Origin of the sequence: Nesterenkonia sp. LB17 (assembly GCF_022565915.1) — a bacterium.
Taxonomy (GTDB): domain Bacteria; phylum Actinomycetota; class Actinomycetes; order Actinomycetales; family Micrococcaceae; genus Nesterenkonia.
The window spans coordinates 602012-623583 of sequence record NZ_JAJOYX010000002.1 but is presented as its reverse complement, the minus strand read 5'-3'; the positions used below and the strand labels follow the sequence as shown (position 1 = coordinate 623583).

The following is a 21572-nucleotide window of genomic DNA, read 5'->3' as shown; positions in this document are numbered from 1 at the left end:
TACATCCACTGCGCAGTGGTCGCACTCTGCTCCGTTCTGCGTAGCCACCATCCACGACCCAAGGGACATCCCAGACGTGTTCAACTCCCTCTCCGATCGCCTGAGCGCCACCTTCAAGAACCTCCGCGGCAAGGGGAGGCTCTCCGAGGCCGACATCGACGGCACCGCGCGGGAGATCCGCCGGGCGCTGCTCGATGCCGACGTCGCCGTGCCGGTGGTCCGCGAGTTCATCGCCAAGGTCAAGGCGCGCGCCCTCGGGTCCGAGGTCGCACAGGCGTTGAACCCGGGTCAGCAGATCGTGAAGATCGTCAACGAGGAGCTCGTCGGGATCCTCGGCGGGCAGACCCGTGAACTGGCCTTCGCCAAGAACCCGCCGACGGTGATCATGCTCGCCGGCCTCCAGGGTGCGGGCAAGACCACGCTCGCCGGGAAGCTGGCGCACCATCTGAAGAACCAGGGCCACACCCCGATGCTGGTGGCCTGTGACCTTCAGCGGCCCAACGCGGTCACCCAGCTGCAGGTCGGCGGAAAGCGCGCCGGTGTTCCCGTCTACGCTCCGCACCCCGGCGTGTCCTCGGAATTCGAGTCCACCACCGGTGACCCGGTCAAGGTGGCCACCGATGGTCTCGCCGAGGCCCGCAGCAAACTCCACGACGTCATCATCATCGACACCGCCGGGCGCCTCGGCGTCGACGCCGAGCTGATGCGTCAGGCCGCTGACATCAAGGCCGCCGTCGGCGCGCACGAGACGCTCTTCGTGATCGACGCGATGATCGGTCAGGACGCGGTCACCACCGCGCAGGCCTTCAACGAGGGCGTGAACTTCACCGGCGTGGTGCTCACCAAGCTCGACGGCGACGCTCGCGGCGGTGCCGCGCTCTCGGTCGCCTCGGTCACCGGCAAGCCCGTCATGTACGCCTCCACCGGTGAAGGGCTGAAAGACTTCGAGGTCTTCCACCCGGACCGGATGGCTCGTCGGATCCTGGACATGGGTGACATCCTCTCCCTGGTCGAGCAGGCCGAGGCCAACTGGGACCGCGGCGAGGCCGAGAAGATGGCCAGGAAGTTCGCCGACCAGGAGGACTTCACCCTCGACGACTTCCTCGGTCAGATGCAGCAGCTCAAGAAGATGGGCTCGATGAAGAAGCTGCTGGGCATGATGCCCGGCGCGCAGGGGATGCGGCAGCAGCTGGACCAGTTCGACGAGTCCTCCATCGGCCGGGTCGAGGCGATCATCTATTCGATGACCCCCTATGAGCGCAACGTCCCCAAGGTCATCAACGGCTCCCGCCGGGCCCGCATCGCCAAGGGCTCCGGCGTCCACGTCTCCGAGGTCAACCAGCTTCTGGAGCGCTTCACCCAGGCACAGAAGATGATGAAGAAGATGGCCGGCGGCGGGGGCATGCCCTCGATGCCCGGCGGCGGCGGGATGCCGGGGATGGGCGGGATGCCCGGCATGGGTGCCGGAGGAGGCGCCTCGAAGAAGCGCAAGCCCCAGCCCAAGCCCAAGAAGAAGTCCGGCAACCCGGCCAAGGCCGCCCAGGAGGCCCGCGAGGCTGAGCTCAAGCGCACCCAGGGTGCCGCCAAGCGGATGGACGGCTCCAGCTTCGGCGCAGGCACGAAGGATCTCAAGCCCGAGGACCTGAACCTCCCCAAGGGATTCGAGAAGTACCTGCGCTGAGTCTCGGCCTGCGCTGAGCAGGGCTGACCGGGTCTCAGATCGCGTGTTCGGCCGATCTCTGGCACAATAGGCAGGTACTTTGTTCGACGGAGGGCACCCTCTAAACCCGCCGTAGGGACAATGTTCTGAAGTGGTCGCCTCGATTGTGCAGCACGTCCCCACGCAATCCGTTGCCTGACCGCGCCCCTGAAACAAGAAACAGGAGTGGACCACTCAAGTGGCAGTTAAAATTCGTCTGAAGCGCATGGGCAAGATCCGTGCACCGTTCTACCGTGTTGTCGTCGCCGACTCCCGCACCAAGCGTGACGGCGTCGCCATCGAGCAGATCGGCAAATACGACCCGACGCAGGAGCCCTCGCTGATCGAGATCGATTCCGAGCGCGCTCAGTACTGGCTCTCCGTGGGCGCACAGCCCACCGAGCAGGTCAATGCACTGCTGAAGGTCACCGGTGACTGGCAGAAGTTCAAGGGCCTCGAAGGCTCCGAAGGCACTCTGCGGACCAAGGCCCCGAAGGAGGAGTTCGTCGCTCCCAGCAAGGGCTCAGTCATCCAGGAGAAGAAGACCAAGGCTCCGGCTCCTGCCGACGAGGCAGCTGAGTCTGCTTCGCAGGAGAATGCAGAGTAATCATGGGAGCTGATGCAGTGCTGAGTGACGCGCTCGAACACCTGGTCCGCGGAATCGTGGACGCACCCGATGACGTCGATGTCCGCCGTAAGGGCGGGCGTCGCTACGACGTCCTCCAGGTGCGAGTTCATCCGGATGATCTCGGTCGAGTGATCGGTCGGGCCGGGCGCACCGCCAAGGCACTGCGCACTGTGGTCTCCGCCCTCCCCGGTGGGGGCGATGTCCGCGTCGACGTGGTCGACACCGACCGCAGCCGCTGACGGATATGAGGACTGCACCATGATTGCTGGCATGCAAGGCCAGGAAGCATATGAGACCGACCCGCAGGCACTGCCAGATTCGGCAGAGCGCCTGCGGGTCGCTCGTATCGGCAAACCCCACGGCATCCGTGGCGAGGTCACTGCCCAACTCTTCACCGATGACCCGGAGCAGCGACTCGCTCCCGGTTCGGTGATCATCCGGATCGCCGGCGATCAGACCGTCGACCGGATCACCACGCTGCTCACTGTGACCCGGCAGCGCTGGAACAAGAGCATCGCGCTGCTGAGCTTCCGCGAGATCACTGACCGTGACAGCGCCGAAGCCCTGCGCGGCTCCACCCTCTACGTCGAGGTGCCGATGGAGGAAGACTCCGACGAGGACGGCTGGTACAGCCACGAGCTCGCCGGATTCGCCTGCGTGGACCTACAGGGTCAGCGCCTGGGCACGCTCAAGGAGCTGATCACCGGTTCGGCGCAGGATCTGCTCGTGGTCACGGCCGTCTCCGGCGAGGACGTGATGGTCCCCTTCGTCGAAGAGCTCGTGCCCGAGGTGGATGCGGAGCATCAGCGCATCGTGCTGACCCCGCCGCCCGGCCTCTTCTGAGCGAGGAGCGCGCCATGCGGATCGACCTCATCTCGATCTTCCCTGAGTTCTTCGACGTCCTTGACCTCTCCCTGATCGGGAAGGCCCAGCGCGAGGGACTGCTCACCCTGCACCGGCACCAGCTGCGCGACTTCAGCTTCGACAAGCACCGCAGCGTCGATGACACCCCCACCGGCGGCGGCGCCGGGATGGTGATGAAGCCCGAGCCGTGGGCGCTGGCGCTGGAGCACGTGCTCACCCAGCGGGAGACCCCGGCATCGGATGATCCCCCGATCCTGATCATTCCCACCCCTGCGGGGGAGGTGCTCACTCAGCGGACCGCTCAAGAGCTGGCCCAGGCCGAGCATCTGGTCTTCGCCCCCGGACGCTTCGAGGGCATCGATCAGCGGCTGCTCGACTGGGCGCCGGAGCATTTCCAGGTGCGCCCCATGTCCATCGGGGACTATGTGCTCAACGGCGGGGAGTCCGCCGTCGTCGTCATGGTCGAAGCCATCACCAGGCTGATCCCCGGTGTGCTCGGCAACCCGGAGTCGCTGGCGGAGGAGTCCCATGCCGACGGCCTGCTGGAGTATCCGGTCTACACCAAGCCTGCGCGCTGGCGCGGCCTCGATGTGCCCGAGATCCTGCTCTCCGGGGACCACGCGAAGATCGGCGCCTGGCGCGCGGCGCAGCAGGACGTCCGCACCCGGAAGCTGCGCCCCGATCTGTGGGCCAAGCACGTGGTCGCGCAGGAGCGGAATCTGACATAGAATTGGCCACCGTGCCTGCTGGGCGGCTCCATCTGCCATAGGGGATGACCGTCAACAGACAGGCCGCCGGAGAGGGAAATCATCCCGATCCGGATCCTTACGCTTTGACCTGCGCCGGATTCCGGCGTGATCGGCGCCTTGTGCGCCGTCCGCAAGAGGTCGCAACCCGGGCGAGTGACCTGTGGCAGTCGTCCAAGGAGAAGCATATGCATAAGCTTGATTTCGTTGATTCAGCCAGCCTGCGCACCGACATCCCGGAGTTCGGCCCCGGTGACACCGTCAACGTGCACGTCAACATCGTTGAGGGCAAGAACACTCGTGTTCAGGTCTTCAAGGGTTACGTCCTCGGCCGCCAGGGCCACGGCATCGGCGAGACCTTCACGGTCCGCAAGGTGTCCTTCGGCGTCGGCGTGGAGCGCACCTTCCCGGTCCACTCCCCGGTGACCGAGAAGATCGAGGTCCTGGCCCGCGGTGACGTCCGCCGCGCCAAGCTGTACTACATGCGCGATCGCCATGGCAAGGCTGCACGCATCAAGGAGAAGCGTGAGTCCACCATTGCTCGCCAGCAGGGCGAGAAGGTCGAAGAGGTCACCGAGGCCTGATCCGCGGATCGGCCTCGGCTCATCGCTGAGAGCTCGTACGTCTTATGAACAGCGCAGAGAACCCTGAGCCGCCCGAGTCTGACTCGGCGACTCGGGGTTCTCGGCGTCTGACGCGTCCTCGCCGCTTCCGGCTCTGGATCGCGGTGCTCGCGACCGCCGTCATCGCGGTGCTGCTGGCCACCGGGCTGCGCCTGTTCGTCGTGGACGTCTACACCGTCTCCCAGGTCTCTATGGCGCCCACTCTGGCTGACTCCGAGCGGATCCTGGTGGAGAAGGCTTATCCCGAGGACCAGGGCGTCCGGCGCGGAGATGTGATCGTCTTCGACGGAGAAGGCTCCTTCACCCCCTACGTGGGAGGGGGTTCGACCCTCGAGCAGCTCGGAGCGAGGGTCGGTCACTGGTTCGGAATCGCGACACCTCCTGCGACCTACGTCAAACGCGTGCTCGGCACCGGCGGAGACATCGTCGCGTGCTGCGCGGACTCCGGGCAGCTCACCGTCAACGGGGAACCCGTGGAGGAGCCCTATCTGGGCCGAGACGTCACCGCGCAGGCTCCTGCCTCAGAGCTGAGCTTCGAGGCTGAGGTTCCGCCGGGCCGACTCTGGGTCATGGGGGACAACCGCGAGCAGTCCCTGGATTCGCGGGCGCTGCTGGGCGCACCCGGCGGGGGTATGATCAGCGAAGACCGCATCCTCGGCCGCGTCACCGGCGTCTTCTGGCCCTGGAATGAACGACGAGAGCTTCCGGAGGCACTTCATCAGCACCAGTGACGGGCCTCCGTCTCCATCGCCGGAGAGCCGCAGAGAACGCCGTCGTCGGGCCCGCTCGGCGCGGCACCCGGTGGTCGGATTCCTGATCGAGATCGCCACGATCCTGGTCTTCGCGCTGGTCATCTCCTTCGTCGTCAAGACCTTCTTCTTCCGGGCCTTCTACATCCCCTCTGAGTCGATGGAGCCCACCCTGGAGGTCGATGACCGGATCATCGTGAACCTGCTCGCCCCAGACCTCATGGAGGTCGAGCGCGGCGACGTCGTGGTCTTCGAAGACACCCGCCAGTGGTGGGGCGCCGGGAGCCAGGTGCCCACGAACGCCTTCCAGGACGCGATGATCTTCGTCGGTCTGATGCCGGACACCTCCTCGCACTTCGTGGTGAAGCGGATCGTGGGCCTCGGCGGTGACGAGGTGGAGTGCTGTGACGATCAGGGTCGGATCATGGTCAACGGCGAACCCATCGACGAGCCCTATATCTTCCCCGGCGACGTCCCCAGCGAGGGTGAGTTCGCGGTGACCGTTGCCGAAGACAGCGTCTGGCTGCTCGGGGATCACCGCGGGAACTCCGCGGACTCGCGCTTCCACGTGGATGAGCCCGACATGGGTGCGGTGCCGATCGAAGACGTCATCGGTCGGTCCTCGGTCGTGATCTGGCCGTTTGACCACTTCGGCGACGGCGGAACCGAGCGTGACCCCTTCGAGGCGGTCCCGGAGCCTTGAGCGTCTGGTCCCGGCGCCGCGCCACGCGTCTCATGCGAGGGCTGCGCTGATGCCCGAGAACGCCACGCTGCTGCCCGAGCTGGGAATCGCCGCCGGACGCGACGTCCGCTACATCGCTGGGATCGACGAGGTCGGCCGCGGCGCCCTGGCGGGCCCGGTCAGCATCGGAGTGGTGGTCTTCGATCTTCAGGCCCCGGTCTTCGCCCAGACGCCGACGACGAGCGGGATCTGTACCCAGCTCGACGGCGTGCGCGACTCCAAGCTGCTCAGTGCCAAGGCCCGGCAGCGCTGGCATCCACACATCTGCGAACACGCCGCCGCCTACAGCGTCCAGCACCGGGCGCCGCGGGAGATCGACGCCCTGGGCATCAACGGGGCGCTGCGGGCCGCCGGGCTCGCCGGGCTCAACGCGGTCGAGGTCAAGCTCGGTCGGCCGCTGGACGCCGTCATCCTGGACGGCGCCCATGACTGGCTGACCCATGGCGCCTCGCCCCGCGTGCAGACCATGGTCAAGGCCGATATCAAGGCACTGACGGTGGCCTGCGCCTCGGTGCTGGCGAAGCTCGAACGCGACCGTCTGATGGAGGAGCTCGCCGCGGAGCATCCCGGATACGGCTGGGACTCCAACCGCGGGTATGGCTCTCAGGGTCACCGGAATGCGCTGCTCGAGCTCGGGGCCACCGCTCAGCACCGGCTCAGCTGGAACCTCGGGGTCTGACCGCACCGTCTGACCCGAGTCCGACCGCACCGTTGAAGTCACTCTGACTTCCACGGCTTCCCGAGTCTTCCCCAGGAGCCGCCTCCCCACTCGGTCCGCGTGCGTCCTCCACAGAGCCCGGGGGCAGTCCCTCTGCTGTCGCGCTGTGCCGGATGCTGGTGCCTGTGAGAGAGGAGCGCGAATGCGAGCCAAGGACGTCACCGGCATGGTCGGGGAACAGATCGCGGCCGACTATCTGGGCCGACAGGGACATCAGATCCTGGAGCGGCGCTGGCGCGGCGCGCACGGTGAGCTGGACCTGATCACCAGGGACGGGGCCCACCTGGTCGCCGTGGAGGTCAAGACCCGACGGGGCATCGGATACGGGCACCCCTTCGAAGCGGTCAACGGGCGCAAGCTCGCGCGGCTGCACCGGCTGCTGCTGGAATACTGCGTCGGCCAGCAGTGCCTCCAGGTTCCGCGACGCGTGGACGTCGTCGCGGTGCTGCTCAGCGGAGCGGCTGCGGCGCACGCCGAGGAGCATCTGATCCATCGGCTGGAGCACCTCAAGGACGTGAGCTGATGAGCATGGGTCGGGCCCGCGGGGTGGTGCTCTTCGGCATGGATGGGCATCTGATCGAGGTGGAGGCCGATATCGGGCGGGCGCTTCCGGGGTTCATCCTGCTGGGCCTGCCCGACGCTTCCATGCGCGAGAGCCAGGACCGGATCCGATCGGCGGCGAAGAACACCGGGATCGATCTGCCCGCCCGCCGGCTCACCGTCAACCTGCTTCCGGCCTCGCTGCCCAAATCCGGCTCGGTGCTCGACCTCGCCATCCTGATCAGCGCCTGGGCTGCAGACGGGAGGGTCCACCGCACGTCCGAGGTCGTCTTCCTTGCGGAGCTGGGTCTCGACGGGCGGCTGCGACCGGTCCGCGGTGTGCTGCCCGCGGTGGCGGCAGCACAGGCTGCCGGCGCGCAGACTGTGGTGGTCGCCCAGGAGAACGCTCAGGAGGCCGCCCTGGTGCCCGGGATGGAGGTCCTTGCCGGGTCTCATGTTCGGCAGGCGGCGGCTTCTTTCGCCTCCGCCGCGCTCGAACCACTGGTGCGCGATGCTCCCGGGCTCGAACGGTGGTCCGCAGACCGTTCTCTGGAGGCGCCTGTTCTGGTGGATCCTTCGCAGCCGGCCCGGTCGCCGCAGGTCTGTTCTGCTGATCTCCGTGGCGAGGTCGACGACGGCAGGCCGCTCTCCTGCGACCCGGCGCCTGACCTGGCAGAGGTCCGGGGTCAGCAGGAGGCCCGGTTCTCTCTGGAACTGGCGGCCGCCGGCGGCCACCACCTTCTGCTCATCGGCGCTCCCGGTGCCGGCAAGACCATGCTGGCCGAGCGGATGTCCGGCATACTGCCGCCGCTGGATGATCAGGCGGCGATGGAAGCCACCGCCATCGAGTCGATCTCGGCAGAACCCCGCACCGTGACCAGGCTGCGACGCACACCGCCGTTCCAGGCCCCACACCACAGTGCCTCGATGGCAGCCATCGTCGGTGGCGGAGCGCGGATCGCGCGGCCCGGTGCCGTCACTCGCGCACACCGGGGAGTGCTGTTCCTCGATGAGGCCCCCGAATTTCCGCGCCACGCGCTGGACGCCCTGCGCCAGCCCTTGGAGACCGGAAGGATCTCACTTCACCGCTCCGCCGGCAGCGTGACCTACCCGGCCCGTTTTCAGCTGGTCCTCGCGGCCAATCCCTGCCCGTGCGGGCTCAACGTCGGTGCCGGGACAGGCTGCCGGTGTTCGGTGGCTCAGCGCCGCAACTACATGGCGCGCCTCTCCGGTCCGCTCCTGGATCGGATCGACCTGCAGATTCAGGTCGACCGGCCGCGATCAGCGGCCGACGCACTGGGACCGCCGGGGGAGAGCTCCGCGGTCGTCCGCGCCCGAGTCCTGGACGCTCGAGGCGCACAGCGCGAGCGCCTCCGCCTGTGGGGCCTGCGCACCAACTCCCAGGCCCCTATGCAGCTGCTGACCGGAGATCTGCGGCTGCCCGCCGGTGCCACCCGGCACATCGACGCCGCGCTGGACCGGGCCGCGATCTCGCTGCGGGGATATCTTCGCGTCCTGCGACTGGCCTGGACCATCGCCGACCTCATGCACAACGACCGACCGGGGGCCGATGAGGTCGACGCTGCCCTGCAGCTGCGGCAGCGGTCTCACAAGACCTGAACCCAGGAGGACCTATGGAACGAGATCCCGCCCCCGGCCAACCGAGGGCTGCTTCCCGGAAAGAACGGATCATCCGGGCAGAGCTGTCCCGGCTGATCGAACCCGGAGACCTGCTGGCCGGGCTCGCTCTGGAGACCTTCAGGGCCCAGCACCTCCACGCGCTGATCACCTCAGAGCATCCCCCGTCCGTGGCGGAGCGTCACGCTCTGGCGCAGGCCGCCGAATCGGCGGGGCTCGGACCTCGGCAGCAGGACCTGCGCGTCGGGCTCGAGCGATGGCGCACCCGCTGCGGGCAGCTGCGCGGAGCTGCCGATCTCGCCACGATGAGCAGGCTCGGCGGGGGCCTGCTGATCCCTGAGGATCCCACCTGGCCTGCGCAGCTGCGTGACCTGGGCCCGCTTGCCCCCGTGGCGCTCTGGTTCCGGGGCGGCGCGGAGGAGATCGCGTCCCAGTCGCTGGGTCGACTCCCGGAGCCGACCCGGGCCGTGGCGATCGTGGGATCCCGGGAAGTCACCGACTACGGCATCCGGATCACCGCGGAACTCACCCAGGATCTGGTGCAGACCGGGCTCTGCGTGGTCTCTGGCGGCGCCTACGGCGTTGATGCCGCCGCGCACAGGGCCGCTCTGCGCGCGGCTTCAGCGCCGGTCTCAGGCTCGCGCCCGGGGCCGGGATCGGCGGCCAGCGCCGCTTCCGGCACCTGGAGCGGAACCCGGCCTGCGCCGACACTGGCGGTCTTGGCCGGGGGCCTGGACCGGTTCTACCCGGCTGGCAACGAAAGTCTGCTTCAGGAGGTGGCGGTGACCGGGTTGCTGCTCAGCGAGATGGCGCCTGGATCGGCGCCCACTCGGCACCGGTTCCTGCAGCGAAACCGGCTCATCGCAGCGCTGGGCATGGTCACGGTCATCACGGAGGCGCGATGGCGCAGCGGAGCTCAGTCCACCGCCCACCATGCGCTCACGCTTGGCCGGGAGGTGGGGGTGGTGCCCGGAAGCGTCTTCTCCGCCTCCTCGGCGGGGTGTCACCGACTGCTGCGGGAGACCCCGGCACAGCTGGTGCGCGACGCCACCGACGTTCTGACCCTCGTCACCGGCGGCAGAGCCTACGGACCAACGCCGGCGGGCGACTCCGACGTTCCCCGCCCTGCCATCGACCACAGGACCGGGCGCCAGGCTCCACCGTCCCGACACACCGTCCAACCAGAGCTTCCCGGACCAGCGGGGCGGGATCACCCGCAGGATGGACTCGATGAGGCCCAGCGCCTGCTCCTCGACGCGCTGCCCAGGCGTGGATTGAGCGCCCCGGGCAAGCTCTCATCCGTCGCGGGGCTCCCGCTGCCCACGGTGCTCGCCGAGCTGACCCGGCTCCAGCGCTCCGGCCACGCAAGGACCGTCAACGGGCACTGGGGCCGAGCATGACCGGCGCGGAGAACCCTGACCCAGCGCGTCCAGTCGTAGACTTCCGCCATGGCCTCCGCGCAGGATCGACCACGAGACACCGATCGACCATCAGACACCGAAGCTCCGGTCGACCCCGAGCTGATCACGGCGTTCATCGATCACCTCAGACACGAACGAGGGCTCTCGGCCCAGACGATCCGGGCGTACCGCAGCGATCTGCGTCAGCTCGCCCAGCGGCGCGGAGATCTGCAGGAGATCAGCCTGGCCGGGATCCGGAGCTGGCTGGGGGAGCTGCACGAGGCGGGGCTCTCGCGGAACACCCTCAACCGCAAGACGGCCTCGGTGCGGGCCTTCACCGCCTGGGCGCACCGCCGGGGTCACCTGCGAGAAGACCCCTCCGTCCGTCTGCGGACCGCCCGTCGAAGCAGCCACCTGCCCGATGTGCTGCAGCATCAGCACGTCGAAGAACTGACCAGTCACCTCGCGGATGCGGCGCAGCAGGCCGGCCAGGCCGCGGAACTGGATGCGATCGCTCATGCGCTGAGCCTGCGCGACGCCGCGATGGTGGAGCTGCTCTACGCCACCGGGATGCGCGTCTCCGAGCTCAGCGGCCTGGACCTCGCCTCCTTCGAGACCGGTCGGCGGATGGTCCGGCTGCTCGGCAAGGGCAACAAGGAACGGATCGTCCCGTACGGCGTGCCGGCGGAGACCGCGCTGCGAAGCTGGCTCGACCACGGACGGTCTGAGCTGGCCACACCCGCCTCGGCGAACGCCTGCTTCCTGGGTCGCCGCGGGGGCCGCATAGACGTGCGAACGGTGCGCCGCGTCGTCGACGATGCTCTGGCCCGGCTCGGGACCACTGCCGCCCGAGGGCCCCATGCGCTGCGGCATACGGCGGCCACCCATCTGCTGGAAGGGGGCGCTGATCTGCGCACGGTCCAGGAGCTGCTGGGACACGCCTCCTTGAGCACCACCCAGCTCTACACCCACGTCACCATCGACAGGCTTCGCGACGCCTATGGCCAGGCTCATCCTCGTGCCTGAGAAAGTGAGCTGACCTGGATCTGTTAACATCAGTAGTGTTGCTCGACGCGCTAGGTGTTAACCTTGGCAGAGCATCGAAACCATCAGCCACCTGGCTGCTGTCTGGTCGTAGGGGAAGACGTACCAACAGCACAGTGGAGGATGGATATGTCGAAAAATACGGCCCGAGGTGTGCTTCACATCCATTCGGCGCCCGCCGCGCTCTGCCCGCATGTTGAATGGGCGGTGTCCTCGGCGGTCGACTCGCGAGTGGACTTCACGTGGCACCCGCAGCCTGCCGCGCCCGGAGACTTTCGGGCGGAGCTCTCCTGGGAGGGCCCAGCCGGACTGGGCGCCACCCTGGCCTCAGCGCTGCGCGCCGTGAGTCATCTGCGCTTCGAAGTGACCGAGGACCCATCGCCGGGCTGCGACGGCGGACGCTGGTCCCATACGCCCGAGCTGGGCATCTTCCATGCCACCACCGACGTGCACGGCAACATCGTCGTGTCCGAGGATCGGATCCGCTACGCCTATGAGATGGGCGCCGGTGACCCCTCGGTCGTCTACCAGGAGCTTTCGCTGGCCCTGGGTGAGGCCTGGGACGAGGAGCTCGAGTCCTTCCGCCACGCTGCAGAGGGTGCACCGGTCCACTGGCTTCACCAGGTGGTCAGCTGACCCGAGGCTGACCGGGCGGCGCCCTCCACCGCCCTCCACCGCCGTCCCGCAGCTGCGCAGCCCAGCAGCGTCTGGTCGACGTGCACGACTACAGGCTTGCCGCACAGAGCCCCCCAGCGGGCCATCGCTTCCCAGCGCGGCAGCTTCCACATGAAGCAGAGAAGACCCCCGGCCGAAATCCCTGAGGATCCTGGCCGGGGGTCTTCTCGCGTGCTCATGCCACGGGCCTGCCCGGGCAGAAGGGCTCAGTAGGTGCGGAAGGCCGCCACGGCGTTGTGTCCGCCGAAGCCGAAGGAGTTGCACAGCGCCACCTGCTGCTTGTCGCCGAGGTCGCGGGGCGAGCCGGTGACCACGTCGAGCGGCATCTCCGGGTCCTGGTGGTCAAGGTTGATCGTGACCGGTGCGCGGCGTTCATGCAGCGCCTTCACGGTCAGCACCGACTCCACGGCGCCGGCGGCGCCGAGCAGGTGCCCGGTCTGGGACTTGGTGGCGGAGATGCAGACGTTCTCGAGGTGATCCCCGAACACCGATCTCAGTGCCGCGTACTCTGGCTTGTCTCCGACCGGCGTGGACGTGGCGTGAGCATTGACGTGGGTCACGTCGCCCAGCTCCGCGCCGGCGGATTCCAGGGCTCGGCGCAGCGCGCGGGAGGCTCCCAGCGCTTCAGGATCCGGGGCCGTGATGTGGTGGGCGTCTGAGGTGATCCCAGAACCAGCGAGCTCCGCGTAGATCGTGGCGCCGCGGGCCTTGGCGTGCTCCTCGGTCTCGACCACGAGGGCTCCAGCGCCCTCGCCCATGACGAAGCCGTCGCGGTCGCGGTCATAGGGCCGGGACGCCGCGGCGGGATCCTCGTTGCGCTTGGACAGCGCCTGCAGCGAGCTGAACGCCGCCATGGGCAGCGGGTGGATGGCAGCCTCGGTGCCGCCGGCGAGGACGACGTCGGCGTCACCCTTGCGCAGCATCTCCAAGGCCACATCCAGTGCCTCGACACCGGAGGCGCAGGCCGAGACGGCGGTGCGGGCGCCGCCCTGGGCGCCGAGATCGAGGCTGATCGCCCCGGCGGCGCCATTGGGCATCAGCATCGGCACGGTCATCGGCATGACCCGGCGCGGTCCACGTTCACGCAGCGTGTCCCAGCTGTCGAGCAGCGTCCAGACTCCACCGATGCCGGTGGCGAAGGACACCGCGACCCGCTCGGGATCCAGGTCATAGCCCTCATCACCGGGGCGGCTGAGTCCGGCGTCGTCCCAGGCCTGCCGGGCGGCGACCATGCCCAGCTGGGTGGAGCGGTCCATTCGGCGGGTCTCCGGGCGGGCCAGCACCTCTGCAGGCTCGACCGAGACCTCGGCGGCGAAGGTCACCGGAAGCTCGTACTTCTCGACCCAGTCGTGCTCCAGGGTCTTGGCTCCCGGCGTGCCGGCCAGCGCGTTGGTCCAGAGCGTGTCCACGTCGCCGCCGATGGGGGTGGTGGCGCCGAGACCGGTGATGACAAGACGACGTGTCATGGATCTACCTCAATGAGAGTGGGACTGCAGGTGGGGGAGAGGAGGGGAGGGCCCGGCGCTGCGCCGCAGCCCTCCCGTCCGATGCGAGGCTGGATCAGCCCTGGGCGTTGGCGATGAAGTCCACGGCGTCACCGACGGTGGCCAGGTTCTTCACCTCTTCATCGGGGATCTTCACGTCGAACTTCTCTTCGGCGTTGACCACGATGGTCATCATCGAGATCGAGTCGATGTCCAGGTCTTCGGTGAAGGACTTGTCCGACTTGACCTCTTCGACCTCCAGGCCGGTCTCCTCGTTCACGATCTCTGCCAGGCCTGCGAGGATCTCGTTCTTGTCAGCCATATCGGCGACTCCTTTTCTTTGGGTGGTTCTTTCGGGTTCGTGGTGAATCTGTCCCGGGCCTGCGTGGCAGCCCCGGGCCCGGGGCTACGGCAGTCGGATGACCTGCGTGCCGTAGACCAGTCCGGCTCCGAATCCGATCTGCAGAGCGAGACCGCCGGAGAGTTCTGGGTTCTCCTTGAGCAGGCGATGCATGGCCAGCGGGATCGAGGCTGCGGAGGTGTTTCCCGCGTCCACGATGTCCCGTCCGACCATCACGTGCTCAGGAAGCTTCAACTGTTTGACCATCTCGTCGATGATGCGCATGTTCGCCTGATGCGGGACGAAGGCCACGAGGTCATCGGCGGTGATCCCGGCGGCGTCCAGCGCCTGCTGGGCCACCTTCGCCATCTCCCAGACGGCCCAGCGGAACACGGTGGGACCGTCCTGGCGCAGCGTGGGCCAGTACCGGTTCTCCGCATCGAGGAGCTCGGCGGCGTCCTGGGTCTCGCGAGCGCGGGCGAGGGCGTCGCGGAAGTTCAGCATCGTGCTGTCCATGGCCACTGCCTCCCACTTCTCGCCGTTGGAGCCGAGGATCGAAGGCGAGATGCCGGGCACCTCGGAGGGGCCGATGATCGCGGCTCCGGCACCGTCGCCGAGGAGGAAGGAGATGGTGCGCTCGTGGTTGTCGATGAAGTCGGAGAGCTTCTCGACCCCGACCACCAGGACGTAGGGCGAGAGCCCGGAGCGGACCATGGCGTCGGCCTGACCGATCCCATAGCAGTAGCCGGCACAGGCCGCCGAGATGTCGAAGGCCGCCGCCGGAGTCGCGCCGAGGCGGTGCGCCAGGTCCGCCGCGGCGGAGGGTGTGGCGAAGGGATGCGTGACGGTGGCGACGATGACCCCGCCGAGCTGGTCGCCTGAGATCCCGGCATGCTCCAGCGCCTCGCGGGCGGCGCCTTCGGCCATGTCGACCACAGAGACGTCGCGCGGGGCGCGGTGGCGGGTCTTGATGCCGGTGCGCTGCTGGATCCACTCATCGGAGGAGTCGATCCACTGGCAGATCTGCTCGTTGTCGATCACGAGCTCAGGACGGTAGGCACCCAGGCCCATGACACGGGTGCCCGCCAGGGCGGTGGGCTGGTTCAATGCGACAGTCACGTCAGGAACGTCCTTCGTGGATCATTGTGGGGTAGCTGTGCGGCAGTGCTGCCGGCACAGAAGATGTCTGAGGCCATCAACATCGGGCCTCTCGGCTCAACCCGCATGCTCGGCGATGAATTCCTGGGCGGCGTCGATGTCCGCGGGGGTCTTGATGGCCAGCGACTTCACGCCCTTGAGTCCGCGCTTGGCCAACCCGGTCAGCGTGCCGCCGGGCAGCAGCTCCAGCACGCCGGTGACCTCGGCCTGCGCCATGGTCTCCATGCAGAGGTCCCAGCGGACCGGACGGGTCACCTGGTCCACAAGGCGCGCCAGGACGTCAGCGCCGGTGGAGACGTAGGCGCCGTCGCGATTGGAGATCAGCCGGTGTCGCGGGTCGGCCACCTCGAAGCTGGCGGCGGCGGCGGCCAGGGCCTGCTTGGCCGAGTCCATGAACTCCGTGTGGAATGCTCCGGCGACCGTCAGCGGGATGACCCGGGCCCGGGTGGGAGGGCTGGCCTCCAGCGCGGCGAGCTTGTCCAGCTCCCCGGCCGCCACGATCTGGCCCGGCCCGTTGGCGTTTGCGGGGGTCAGTCCGGCGTCGGCGATCACCTGGCGGACCTCGTCCTCGACACCGCCGACGACGGCGGCCATCGAGGTGGGCACCGCTGCGGCTGCGGCGGCCATCGAGGTGGCCCGCACGCGGATGAACGCCAACGCCTGCTGCGGCGTGAGCACCCCGGCCAGGACGGCGGCCGGGATCTCGCCCACGGAGTGCCCGGCGTAGAGGACCCGCTCGGGATTCGCCCCGGTGAGATCCAGCGCTGAGGCGCTGAGCAGGGAGGCGGCCACGATGAGAGGCTGGGCGACCGCGGTGTCCCGGATCGTCTCGGCATCGGAGACCGTCCCGTGGGTGAGCAGGTCGGTGCCTGAGTGCTGGGAGTAGGCGTCGAGCGTGGCGCGGGAGGCGTCGTCGCTGATCCACTCCGAGAGGAAGCCTTGGGTCTGGGAGCCCTGTCCGGGGCAAACTATGGCAAGCACAAGTCCAACTTCCCATATCGCGGATGGTTTTCAGGGGTCATGCGCTCACCAAGCTCCACCGTGGCCTTTGTAGGTACCCTACAACGCAGATTCGATGACGGTGCGAGGTCGGCCACGGGGCCCGGTCAGAGACGGCCGACTGCCAGCGCGGTCTGCAGAACGTACGCGTCGCGCGGGGAGACGGGGTCCCAGCCGGTGATGTCCGTGACGCGGCGCAGCCGATAGCGCACGGTGTTGGTGTGTACGAAGAGCTCGCGCGCCGTGGCCTCGAGCGAGTGACCGGCCTCGAGGTAGGCGGTGACGGTCTCGAGCAGCCCGTTGCCGGCGGCCCTGAGCACCTCGAAGATGCTGCTCCTGAGCACGGTCTTCGCGGTCTCGTCTCCACAGAGTGCACGTTCCGGGAGCAGGTCCTCGGCGGCCACCGGGCGCGGCGCGGAGGTCCAGGCCCCGACCGCGGTGAATCCGGTGAAGGCCGACTGCGCGCTGGGGTGCGCCTGGCTGATCGAACCATCGAAGCTGGAGAAGACCACCTGGCCCGGACCGAAGCGGGGGAGGATCCGCTCGAGTCCTTCGCCGAGGCCGGTGACCCGGCCCAGCAGCAGGATCAGCCGGTCGCCATGGACCCCCACCACCGCATCGGAGGAGAAGCGGATGCATTGCCGTCGCAGCTGGGACATGAAGACCGCATCGGCCTGCTCCGGGGCCTCACCGACGACGACCACCAGTCCCTCGTGGCTGCGCCACCCGACGGCCGCGGCGCGGGAGGCGATCTGTTCGGCGGGCTCTCCGCGCAGCACCGCATCCACGAGCAGGGCCTCCAGGCGTGAGTCCCACGCGCCGCGGGACTCCGCCGCGCGGGCGTAGACGTCAGCGATCGCGAAGGCGACCTCGCGGGAGTAGCGCAGCACTGCTTCAAGCATCAGCTGCTGGTCCTGCTGCGGCACCAGACCGGGCAGGCGCTGTTCCACCGCTTCGACGATGCTGCGGATCAGCTGCAGCGCGCGCTGCAGCGAGATCGTTCGCATCAGGTCGGTGGGGGCGTTGCCGAGCAGCTCGTTGACCAGCGGGAGCGAACGCGAGGTGGGGTTCTCCAGCCAGGTGATCAGGCCCCCGATGCCGCGCTGAGCGATCAGGCGCAGCGAGGCCCGCTCATCGGTGCTCAGGTGTCGGTACCAGGTGAGGGTCTCCTCCAGGTAGCAGTTGACCTCGTTGGTGAGGTTGCCCGCGTCGGAGCGGAGCACCTCCAGGGCCTCCCAGGAGACCGGTACGGGCCCTGGCGTCGTCGGAGCAGATGCAGTCATGCTCAGGAGCCTAGGCCGTGTGAGGTTCCCCCGCCAGTTGTGTGATCCCTACAAACCCCTCTGCCGCGGCCAGCCCCTCCCGCGTGACGGCCGCTCCGCGGGCAATCCGATCGTTCCGCGGGCACCCCAGCCGTTCTGTCGCACAGCGATGCGACAGATGCGCAGGTGGGGACGCAGCGGGGCCCGGAGCTGATGCTCCGGGCCCCGCTGGGTGCTCTTCGTGCTGGCCCCTCAGGAGGGGCCAGCCGAGGAATCAGGCGTCGCCGCCCGCCACGCCGGACGTGCCGGCCTTGACGTTGCCGAGATCGTATTTCTTCATCGCCTCGACCGGAGCCGAGGCGTCCACCGCGCCGTCGCCGGCGAGCATCTGCAGAGCGCGCACCACCATCGAGTGGGCGTCGATCTTGAAGTGCCGGCGAGCCGCCGCGCGTGTGTCCGAGAAGCCGAAGTTGTCAGCGCCCAGGGTCGCGAAGCGGTTCGGCAGGAACTGGCGGATCTGATCCGGAACCTGCGTGGCGAAGTCGGTGGTCGCGATGATCGGGCCCTCGGCTCCTTCCATCTGCTGGGTCACGAAGGGAACCTCGGGCTCGCGCTCGGGGTCCAGCATCGCCGACTGCTCCACGTGCAGAGCCTGGCGGCGCAGCTCGTTCCAAGAGGTCACCGACCAGACATCGGCGGAGACGCCCCACTCGTCGGCGAGTATCTCCGCGGCCTCCTTGGCCCACGGCACACCGACGCCGGAGGCCAGGAGCTGGGCCTTGGGGCCGTCCTGCTCGGAGCTGGAGAGCTTGTAGATGCCGCGCTTGACGCCTTCGATGTCCAGGCCCTCGGGCTCGGGAAGGTGCTGGACGGGCTCGTTGTACACCGTGAGGTAATACATCACGTTGTGGTCGCCGTCGTGATCGCCGTACATCTCGAAGAGGCCGTTCTCCATGATGTGGGCGATCTCGTAGCCGAAGGCCGGATCGAAGTGCTTCACCGCGGGGTTCGTCGCCGCGAGCAGCGGGGAGTGACCGTCGAGGTGCTGCAGGCCCTCACCGGCCAGCGTGGTGCGCCCGGCCGTGGCGCCGATGATGAAGCCACGGGCCAGCTGGTCGGCGGCGGCCCAGAAGGAGTCGCCGGTGCGCTGGAAACCGAACATCGAATAGAAGATGTAGAACGGGATCATCGTTTCGCCGTGGGTGGCGTAGGAGGTGCCGGCGGCGGTGAAGGCCGCGGTCGCACCTGCCTCGTTGATGCCGGGGTGGATCATCTGGCCCTGCGGGGACTCCTTGTACGCGAGCATCAGCTCGCGGTCCACGGAGATGTAGTTCTGCCCCTTGGGGTTGTAGATCTTCGCGGTGGGGAAGAAGGAGTCCATCCCGAAGGTGCGCGCCTCATCCGGGATGATCGGCACGATCCGGTGACCGATGTTCTTGTCCCGCATCAGGTCCTTGAGCAGCCGGACCAGCGCCATGGTCGTGGCGGCCTTCTGCTTGCCCGAGCCCTTCTTGGCCTGCGCGTAGGTCTTGGCCTCGGGCAGGATCAGCCCCTCACCGGCGACCCGACGCTCGGGCACGGACCCGCCGAGACGGGAACGGCGCTCAAGCGTGTACTTGACCTCCTCGGAGTCCTTGCCGGGGTGGTAGTACGGCACGTTGTACGGGTCTTCTTCGATCTGCTCATCGCTGACCGGGATCCGCAGGGTGTCGCGGAAGCGTTTGAGGTCATCGACGGTGAGCTTCTTCATCTGGTGGGTCGCGTTGCGCCCCTCGAAGCTCGGCCCCAGGCCGTAGCCCTTGACCGTCTGGGCCAGGACCACCGTGGGCTTGCCGGTGGATTCAGCGGCGGCCTTGTACGCGGAGTAGACCTTCTTGTAGTCGTGTCCGCCGCGCTTGAGGTTCCAGATGTCGTCGTCGGACATGTCCGCGACGAGCTCCTTGGTCTTGGCGGAGCGGCCGAAGAAGTGCTCGCGGACGAAGGACCCGGACTCGGCCTTGTAGGTCTGGTAGTCACCGTCGAGGGTCTCGTTCATGACCCGGACGAGCTCGCCGTCGTCGTCCTTGTCCAGCAGCTCGTCCCATTCGCGGCCCCAGAGGACCTTGATGACGTTCCAGCCGGCTCCGCGGAAGAAGGCCTCCAGCTCCTGGACGATCTTGCCGTTGCCGCGCACCGGGCCGTCGAGGCGCTGCAGGTTGCAGTTGACCACGAAGTTCAGGTTGTCGAGCTTCTCGTTCGCCGCGAGCTGGAGCAGACCGCGGGACTCGGGCTCATCCATCTCGCCGTCGCCGAGGAACGCCCAGACCTGCTGCTCCGAGGTGTCCTTGATGCCGCGGTTGTGCAGGTAGCGGTTGAACTGCGCCTGGTAGATGGCGTTCATCGGACCGATGCCCATGGACACGGTCGGGAACTGCCAGAACTCGGGCATCAGCCGCGGGTGCGGGTAGGAGCTCAGGCCGTCTGGGGCCTTGGAGTGCTCCTGGCGGAAACCGTCGAGCTGCGCCTCGGTGAGGCGACCCTCGAGGTAGGCGCGGGCGTAGTTGCCGGGGGAGGAGTGGCCCTGGAAGAAGATCTGGTCGCCGCCGCCCGGGTGGTCGGCGCCGCGGAAGAAGTGGTTCAGGCCCACCTCGTAGAGGGTGGCCACGCCGGCGTAGGAAGAGATGTGTCCGCCCACGGAGATGTCGCCGCGCTGGGCGCGGTGCACCATGACCGCGGCGTTCCAGCGCAGGATGCGGCGCACGCGGCGCTCCATCTCCTCGTCGCCGGGAAAGTCAGGTTCCTGGTCCACCGGGATCGTGTTCACGTAGTCGGTGGTGGTGACCATCGGGACTTCGATGGACTTCGCGCCGGCTCGCTGCAGCAGGGAGCGGATGATGTATTCCGCGCGCTCGGTGCCGTGGAACTCCACGAGCTGGTCGAAAGACTCCAGCCATTCCTGGGTCTCTTCCGGATCGAGGTCCGGGAGTTGGTTCGTCAGTCCGCTGCGGATATGGGAGTTCTCTTCACCAGCGCTCACGGGTCACCTCTCAAGGGGTAAGGGTCTGGGTACGCGGTCCATGGACGGGGATGTTCCACGGGCGGGACCCACGAGGTCATCTGCCACCGGTTGTTCGGCGGCCGAATTTCAGCTCAACTCTACCCGCTCGGGTGGTGTCGCACTTCCCGAACCGACAGGGGTCCGCGTAACGTTGCTGGTGGCAGCCCCGTCCTCGGGTGGGAGCTGCGTTTCAGACGTTAATGAATGGGAAGGGAACCTCAGGTGAGTCAGGCTTCTGCAGCCGAGGGTCCGTCGAGCATCTCGACGGACCACAAGAACGACGCCGGAACCAATGTTGTCTCGCTCGGCGACCTGCTCCAGGAGCTCGGGCTCAAGCCCGATTCCCTGGTCCAGGAGATCGGTGTGGATGAGGACGTCGACGACGACTTCCGTGACCGTCTGGAGGCCCTTCTCGACGAGGAGCTGCTCGACGAGGACGTCCAGGAGGTCGTCGACGCCGTGCTGGTCTGGTTCAGAGACGGCGACGACGATCTCACGGATGCGCTCGTGGATGCCCTTGGCACTCTCGATGAGGGCGGCGTGCTGTGGCTGCTGACCCCGCGCTCCGGCCGTGACGGCTACGTCGCGCCGGTTGAGATCCAGGACGCGGCGCCCAACGCGGGTCTTCATGTGACCTCATCCGCCGGGGTGAGCACCCACTGGGCCGCGACCCGACTGATGGGGCGCAAGAAGCAGTGACCTCCTCGCCGCTCCCCGAGATCGGGGAGCAGGCACCCGGCTTCTCAGGTCGCAGCCACCATGGCGAAGTGATCGAGCTTCAGCGGCTTGCCGGTTCACCGGTGCTGCTGATGTTCTACCCCTTTGCATTCAGCCGGGTCTGCGACTCGGAGCTGCAGGCCCTGGTGGCGCGGAGGTGCCGGGTCCGCGAGCTGCGAGCCAGAGTCTTGGCGATCAGCTGCGACCCGATGCACAGCCTGCGCGCCTACGCGCAGATGCTCACCTCCGACGTCGCCGACGCCGAGTCCTCTGACGCCGAGTCTGCAAGTGCCGCGCCCGGGGAGCTGCCCTTCGATCTGGTCAGCGACTTCTGGCCGCACGGGGAGATTGCGCAGCGTTACGGGGCGTTCGATCTCGAGAAGGGCGCAGCTCGGCGCAGCAGCTTCCTGCTGGACTCGACCCTTCGGGTGGCGCATGTCCAATCCGTCCCAGCCTCACAGGCGCGTGACCTCGATGAGGCGCTCAGCCTGCTGGGGCGTCTGCGCTGA

General features: G+C 67.9%; 22 protein-coding genes. 16 read left to right on the top strand and 6 right to left on the bottom strand.

The genetic code is table 11. The features are described 5' to 3' along the window. Nucleotides 1-76 precede the first annotated feature (76 nt). The 14 genes from ffh (at nucleotide 77) to LTH96_RS06545 (ending at nucleotide 12027) form a co-directional block, all read left to right on the top strand. On the top strand, nucleotides 77-1681 hold the full coding sequence (ffh, locus tag LTH96_RS06610; protein WP_241464927.1) for a signal recognition particle protein: 1605 nt from the start codon (nucleotides 77-79) through the stop codon (nucleotides 1679-1681). A gap of 217 nt (nucleotides 1682-1898) precedes the next feature. Next, nucleotides 1899-2306 (top strand): 30S ribosomal protein S16, encoded by a 408-nt coding sequence (gene rpsP, locus LTH96_RS06605; RefSeq protein ID WP_241464926.1) that lies wholly within the window; start codon nucleotides 1899-1901, stop codon nucleotides 2304-2306. Between the two features lie 17 nt (nucleotides 2307-2323). Continuing rightward, the gene (locus LTH96_RS06600) at nucleotides 2324-2566 is read left to right on the top strand and encodes an RNA-binding protein (protein ID WP_036476533.1); all 243 of its coding nucleotides are present in this window, start codon (nucleotides 2324-2326) and stop codon (nucleotides 2564-2566) included. A gap of 19 nt (nucleotides 2567-2585) precedes the next feature. After that, nucleotides 2586-3170: a ribosome maturation factor RimM gene (gene rimM, locus LTH96_RS06595; RefSeq protein WP_241464925.1), complete on the top strand. Its 585-nt coding sequence runs from the start codon at nucleotides 2586-2588 to the stop codon at nucleotides 3168-3170. Nucleotides 3171-3184: 14 nt separating this feature from the next. Further along, entirely contained in the window at nucleotides 3185-3919 is a 735-nt protein-coding gene (gene trmD / locus LTH96_RS06590; protein ID WP_241464924.1) for a tRNA (guanosine(37)-N1)-methyltransferase TrmD, read from the top strand. 206 nt (nucleotides 3920-4125) lie between these two features. After that, on the top strand, nucleotides 4126-4521 hold the full coding sequence (gene rplS, locus LTH96_RS06585; protein WP_241464923.1) for a 50S ribosomal protein L19: 396 nt from the start codon (nucleotides 4126-4128) through the stop codon (nucleotides 4519-4521). Nucleotides 4522-4664: 143 nt separating this feature from the next. Continuing rightward, nucleotides 4665-5291 (top strand): signal peptidase I, encoded by a 627-nt coding sequence (lepB, locus tag LTH96_RS06580; RefSeq protein WP_241464922.1) that lies wholly within the window; start codon nucleotides 4665-4667, stop codon nucleotides 5289-5291. A gap of 70 nt (nucleotides 5292-5361) precedes the next feature. After that, on the top strand, nucleotides 5362-6012 hold the full coding sequence (gene lepB, locus LTH96_RS06575) for a signal peptidase I (RefSeq protein ID WP_241464921.1): 651 nt from the start codon (nucleotides 5362-5364) through the stop codon (nucleotides 6010-6012). Nucleotides 6013-6061: 49 nt separating this feature from the next. Beyond that, nucleotides 6062-6730 (top strand): ribonuclease HII, encoded by a 669-nt coding sequence (locus LTH96_RS06570; RefSeq protein ID WP_241464920.1) that lies wholly within the window; start codon nucleotides 6062-6064, stop codon nucleotides 6728-6730. 181 nt (nucleotides 6731-6911) lie between these two features. After that, nucleotides 6912-7292, top strand: a complete 381-nt coding sequence (locus LTH96_RS06565; RefSeq protein WP_241464919.1) for a YraN family protein — start codon at nucleotides 6912-6914, stop codon at nucleotides 7290-7292. Beyond that, a complete protein-coding gene (locus LTH96_RS06560) occupies nucleotides 7292-8929 on the top strand; it encodes a YifB family Mg chelatase-like AAA ATPase (protein ID WP_241464918.1) in 1638 nt (545 codons plus the stop codon). Before LTH96_RS06565 ends, LTH96_RS06560 begins: the two co-directional genes overlap by 1 nt. A gap of 14 nt (nucleotides 8930-8943) precedes the next feature. Next, entirely contained in the window at nucleotides 8944-10347 is a 1404-nt protein-coding gene (locus LTH96_RS06555; protein WP_241464917.1) for a DNA-processing protein DprA, read from the top strand. Between the two features lie 48 nt (nucleotides 10348-10395). Further along, the gene (locus tag LTH96_RS06550) at nucleotides 10396-11373 is read left to right on the top strand and encodes a tyrosine recombinase XerC (RefSeq protein WP_274615890.1); all 978 of its coding nucleotides are present in this window, start codon (nucleotides 10396-10398) and stop codon (nucleotides 11371-11373) included. A gap of 147 nt (nucleotides 11374-11520) precedes the next feature. Then, on the top strand, nucleotides 11521-12027 hold the full coding sequence (locus LTH96_RS06545; protein ID WP_241464916.1) for a DUF3145 domain-containing protein: 507 nt from the start codon (nucleotides 11521-11523) through the stop codon (nucleotides 12025-12027). A gap of 245 nt (nucleotides 12028-12272) precedes the next feature. Here the strand turns inward: LTH96_RS06545 and fabF are convergent, their stop codons facing one another. From fabF to aceE, 6 genes are all read right to left on the bottom strand, one after another. Further along, the gene (gene fabF, locus LTH96_RS06540) at nucleotides 12273-13532 is read right to left on the bottom strand and encodes a beta-ketoacyl-ACP synthase II (protein WP_241464915.1); all 1260 of its coding nucleotides are present in this window, start codon (nucleotides 13530-13532) and stop codon (nucleotides 12273-12275) included. Between the two features lie 94 nt (nucleotides 13533-13626). Next, nucleotides 13627-13872, bottom strand: coding sequence for an acyl carrier protein (locus tag LTH96_RS06535; RefSeq protein WP_241464914.1), 246 nt, complete (start codon nucleotides 13870-13872; stop codon nucleotides 13627-13629). Between the two features lie 84 nt (nucleotides 13873-13956). Further along, nucleotides 13957-14961, bottom strand: a complete 1005-nt coding sequence (locus LTH96_RS06530; RefSeq protein ID WP_241465100.1) for a beta-ketoacyl-ACP synthase III — start codon at nucleotides 14959-14961, stop codon at nucleotides 13957-13959. 144 nt (nucleotides 14962-15105) lie between these two features. Further along, nucleotides 15106-16029 (bottom strand): ACP S-malonyltransferase, encoded by a 924-nt coding sequence (locus LTH96_RS06525; protein WP_241464913.1) that lies wholly within the window; start codon nucleotides 16027-16029, stop codon nucleotides 15106-15108. A gap of 125 nt (nucleotides 16030-16154) precedes the next feature. After that, the gene (locus LTH96_RS06520) at nucleotides 16155-17330 is read right to left on the bottom strand and encodes a CdaR family transcriptional regulator (RefSeq protein WP_241464912.1); all 1176 of its coding nucleotides are present in this window, start codon (nucleotides 17328-17330) and stop codon (nucleotides 16155-16157) included. 253 nt (nucleotides 17331-17583) lie between these two features. Next, on the bottom strand, nucleotides 17584-20325 hold the full coding sequence (gene aceE, locus LTH96_RS06515) for a pyruvate dehydrogenase (acetyl-transferring), homodimeric type (protein WP_241464911.1): 2742 nt from the start codon (nucleotides 20323-20325) through the stop codon (nucleotides 17584-17586). Nucleotides 20326-20568: 243 nt separating this feature from the next. On the opposite strand from aceE, the gene LTH96_RS06510 reads away from it, so the two are divergent. Together LTH96_RS06510 and LTH96_RS06505 are read left to right on the top strand one after the other, a co-directional pair. Continuing rightward, nucleotides 20569-21045, top strand: coding sequence for a DUF3052 domain-containing protein (locus tag LTH96_RS06510; protein WP_241464910.1), 477 nt, complete (start codon nucleotides 20569-20571; stop codon nucleotides 21043-21045). Further along, nucleotides 21042-21572 carry a redoxin domain-containing protein gene (locus LTH96_RS06505; RefSeq protein WP_241464909.1) on the top strand — a complete coding sequence of 177 codons (531 nt, stop codon included), beginning with the start codon at nucleotides 21042-21044 and terminating at the stop codon, nucleotides 21570-21572. The genes LTH96_RS06510 and LTH96_RS06505 overlap by 4 nt, the downstream gene beginning before the upstream one ends.

What these genes read in the sequence shown, in the direction of transcription:
- rimM (WP_241464925.1), top strand. Translation starts at nt 2,586, where the DNA reads ATGATTGCTGGCATGCAAGGCCAGGAAGCATATGAGACCGACCCGCAG.
- trmD (WP_241464924.1), top strand. Translation starts at nt 3,185, where the DNA reads ATGCGGATCGACCTCATCTCGATCTTCCCTGAGTTCTTCGACGTCCTT.
- rplS (WP_241464923.1), top strand. Translation starts at nt 4,126, where the DNA reads ATGCATAAGCTTGATTTCGTTGATTCAGCCAGCCTGCGCACCGACATC.
- LTH96_RS06570 (WP_241464920.1), top strand. Translation starts at nt 6,062, where the DNA reads ATGCCCGAGAACGCCACGCTGCTGCCCGAGCTGGGAATCGCCGCCGGA.
- LTH96_RS06565 (WP_241464919.1), top strand. Translation starts at nt 6,912, where the DNA reads ATGCGAGCCAAGGACGTCACCGGCATGGTCGGGGAACAGATCGCGGCC.
- LTH96_RS06560 (WP_241464918.1), top strand. Translation starts at nt 7,292, where the DNA reads ATGAGCATGGGTCGGGCCCGCGGGGTGGTGCTCTTCGGCATGGATGGG.
- LTH96_RS06555 (WP_241464917.1), top strand. Translation starts at nt 8,944, where the DNA reads ATGGAACGAGATCCCGCCCCCGGCCAACCGAGGGCTGCTTCCCGGAAA.
- LTH96_RS06550 (WP_274615890.1), top strand. Translation starts at nt 10,396, where the DNA reads ATGGCCTCCGCGCAGGATCGACCACGAGACACCGATCGACCATCAGAC.
- LTH96_RS06545 (WP_241464916.1), top strand. Translation starts at nt 11,521, where the DNA reads ATGTCGAAAAATACGGCCCGAGGTGTGCTTCACATCCATTCGGCGCCC.
- fabF (WP_241464915.1), bottom strand. Translation starts at nt 13,532, where the DNA reads ATGACACGTCGTCTTGTCATCACCGGTCTCGGCGCCACCACCCCCATC.
- LTH96_RS06535 (WP_241464914.1), bottom strand. Translation starts at nt 13,872, where the DNA reads ATGGCTGACAAGAACGAGATCCTCGCAGGCCTGGCAGAGATCGTGAAC.
- LTH96_RS06530 (WP_241465100.1), bottom strand. Translation starts at nt 14,961, where the DNA reads ATGGGCCTGGGTGCCTACCGTCCTGAGCTCGTGATCGACAACGAGCAG.
- LTH96_RS06520 (WP_241464912.1), bottom strand. Translation starts at nt 17,330, where the DNA reads ATGACTGCATCTGCTCCGACGACGCCAGGGCCCGTACCGGTCTCCTGG.